This window comes from Vibrio sp. 2134-1 (genome assembly GCF_033339495.1).
Genome location: NZ_JAWOUS010000065.1, coordinates 1 through 2,494, shown reverse-complemented (window position 1 = coordinate 2,494; position 2,494 = coordinate 1). Strand labels below are relative to the sequence as shown.

The 2,494-nt window shown below is 65.0% G+C and carries 4 protein-coding genes and 1 pseudogene; all 5 read right to left on the bottom strand.

Features of this window, described 5'->3' with window-relative positions; genetic code table 11:
- Window positions 1–91: 91 nt before the first annotated feature.
- Window positions 92–937: a replication protein C, IncQ-type gene (gene repC, locus R7R78_RS23815; RefSeq protein WP_112928757.1), complete on the bottom strand. Its 846-nt coding sequence runs from the start codon at window positions 935–937 to the stop codon at window positions 92–94.
- Window positions 924–1,763, bottom strand: coding sequence for a helicase RepA family protein (locus tag R7R78_RS23810; RefSeq protein WP_225474344.1), 840 nt, complete (start codon window positions 1,761–1,763; stop codon window positions 924–926). Before R7R78_RS23810 ends, repC begins: the two co-directional genes overlap by 14 nt.
- 30 nt (window positions 1,764–1,793) lie before the next feature.
- Window positions 1,794–2,000 carry a plasmid repression protein F gene (urfF, locus tag R7R78_RS23805; RefSeq protein ID WP_112928753.1) on the bottom strand — a complete coding sequence of 69 codons (207 nt, stop codon included), beginning with the start codon at window positions 1,998–2,000 and terminating at the stop codon, window positions 1,794–1,796.
- A 55-nt stretch (window positions 2,001–2,055) separates the two neighbouring features.
- Window positions 2,056–2,334 (bottom strand): hypothetical protein, encoded by a 279-nt coding sequence (locus tag R7R78_RS23800; protein ID WP_225474343.1) that lies wholly within the window; start codon window positions 2,332–2,334, stop codon window positions 2,056–2,058.
- A 61-nt stretch (window positions 2,335–2,395) separates the two neighbouring features.
- Window positions 2,396–2,494, bottom strand: a pseudogene (locus R7R78_RS23795) (aminoglycoside nucleotidyltransferase ANT(2'')-Ia); the annotation flags it as partial.

The window sequence follows — 2,494 nt, the reverse complement described above, 5'->3', positions numbered from 1 at the left end:
TGTGTGGTGTGGCGTCGGGGTGCGGGTGCCTGGGGGGGGGCGGGGGGGGGCGGGAGGGTGAGGGGGCGGGCAGTGACAGTTATTGCAGGGGTCAGCCTGCCGCCTTGGGCCGTGCGATGTCGTACTTACCCGCCGCATACTCGTTCACCGTCCAGCCCAGCGCGATCAGCTCCGGCAGCGCCTCGCGCACCCGCTGGCGTCTCTTGCGCATGGCGGCCCCACTGGCCTCTGACGGCCAGACGTAGCCGCACAGGGTATCTATGGCCGCCTTGCCGGTCTTGCCGGGGTCGATCCAGCCACACAGCCGCTGGTGCAGCAGGCGGGCGGTTTCGCTGTCCAGCGCCCGCACCTCGTCCATGCTGATGCGCACATGCTGGCCGCCACCCATGACGGCCTGCGCGATCAAGGGGTTCAGGGCCACATACAGGCGCCCGTCTGCCTCGTCGCTGGCGTACTCGGCAAGCAGCCGGAAGCCCTGCCGCTTGCGGCCATTCTGGGCGATGATGGACACCTTCCAAAGCCGTTCAATGCAGTCCCTGATGGGCTTTGAGTCCTCGATATTGGCATAGCCTATTTCACGAGCCAGCGCCCGATAGCTACCCTTGACCACCATGGCGTCAGCGGTAACGGCTTCCCATTTGGGTTCCAGGAACAGCCGGAGCTGCTGCCCGCCGGGGGTCTCCGGTTCTGGCTCTAGCACCAGACCACTAGGCCCGGCCATGGCCACCAGCCCCTGCAGGATGCGCAAATCATCAGCGCCCAGCGGCTCCGGGCCGCTGAACTCGATCCGCTTGCCGTCGCCGTAGTCATACGTCACGTCCAGCTTGCCGCGCTTGCGCTCGCCCCGCTTGAGGGCACGGAACAGGCCGGGGGCCAGACAGTGCGCCGGGTCGTGCCGGACGTGGCTGAGGCTGTGTTTGTTCTTAGGCTTTGCCACGAGGCACCCCCTTGCTCTTGTGCTGCTTTTCCAGCACGGCGGGCTTGAGTACCCCGCCGTCATGCCGCCTGAACCAGCGGTCTTTGAACGGTGCCCCATAGTTGGCCTTGCTGACTCCAAAGCGGACGAAATAGGGCCGCTGCGTGTCGTCTACGCCCCATTCCTCGGCCTCACCGGTGGTCATGCCGGACAGGTACGATTGCCAGCGGATGTTATCCACCAGCACGGACGATCCCCGGCTGGCCTGCTGCTGGTCGCCTGCGCCCATCATGGCCGCGCCCTTGCTGGCATGGTGCAGGAACACGATAGAGCACCCGGTATCGGCGGCGATGGCCTCCATGCGGCCAATCACTTGCGCCATGGGGCCGCTGGCGTTCTCTTCCTCGATGTGGAACCGGCGCAAGGTATCCAGCACCATCAAGCGGCGTCCCTCAGCGGCTCGCTTGAGGCCGTCGAACCACTCCGGGGCCATGATGTTGGGCAGGCTGCCGATCAGCGGCTGGATCAGCAGGCCGTCAGCCACGGCTTGCCGTTCCTCGGCGCTGAGGTTCGCCCCAAGGGCGTGCAGGCGGTGATGAATGGCGGTGGGCGGGTCTTCGGCGGGCAGGTAGATCACCGGGCCGGTGGGCAGTTCGCCCACCTCCAGCAGATCCGGCCCGCCTGCAATCTGTGCGGCCAGTTGCAGGGCCAGCATGGACTTGCCGGCCCCACCGGGGGACACCAGCGCCCCCACGGTGCCGGCCACCATGTTGGGCAGTACGTAGTCAATCGGTGGCGGTAGCTCTGTGAAGCTCGCCAGAATGTCGATAGGCTTATGGGTAGCCATTGATTTGCCTCCTGTGTAGGCGGTTGGTGGTTAGGCGCTGGCGGGGTCACTACCCCCGCCCTGCGCCGCCCTGAGTTCTTCCAGATACAGCCGCAGCGCCTCGGCCTCTGCGTCTGTGGCCCATATCTTCCGGGCCTTGCGGCCCATGGCTCGCTGCTGCTCGGCAAAGCGGGCCTGTCGTATAGCGTTAGGGGTGGCCAGCAGGTTGCCGGTACGCTTGTCGTGTTGGTCTTTCATCTCAAACCCTCCATTAGAGCTAACAGTATACCACCAGTTAGCGCTAACGCAAGCATTACATACTTAAATCTGGCCCCCGACTGCGCTGCTTCTGGGTCTGCTTCGCCAGCTCGGCGCGGGCCTCCTGCACCTGCGGCAGCTCCATCACCTTCTGCACCGTACGCTTGATGTAATCGGCCTCATGGCCCGTCTTGCGCTCCATGATGGCGGGGCTGGCCTCGGCCATGGCCTTGCCGATCTCGTCCGGCTCCCGGCCCTTGCTGGCCAGCTTCATGGCCGCGATAAAGTCGCACTTGCTGAGGTCGTCACCGTACCGCTTGACCAGCCCGGCCATTTCGCTGCGGTAACACCTGAGTTAAGCCGCGCCGCGAAGCGGCGTCGGCTTGGACGAATTGTTAGGCCGCATATCGCGACCTGAAAGCGGCACGCAAGACCTCAACCTTTTCCGCCCCGAGTGAGGTGCATGCGAGCCTGTAGGACTCTATGTGCTTTGT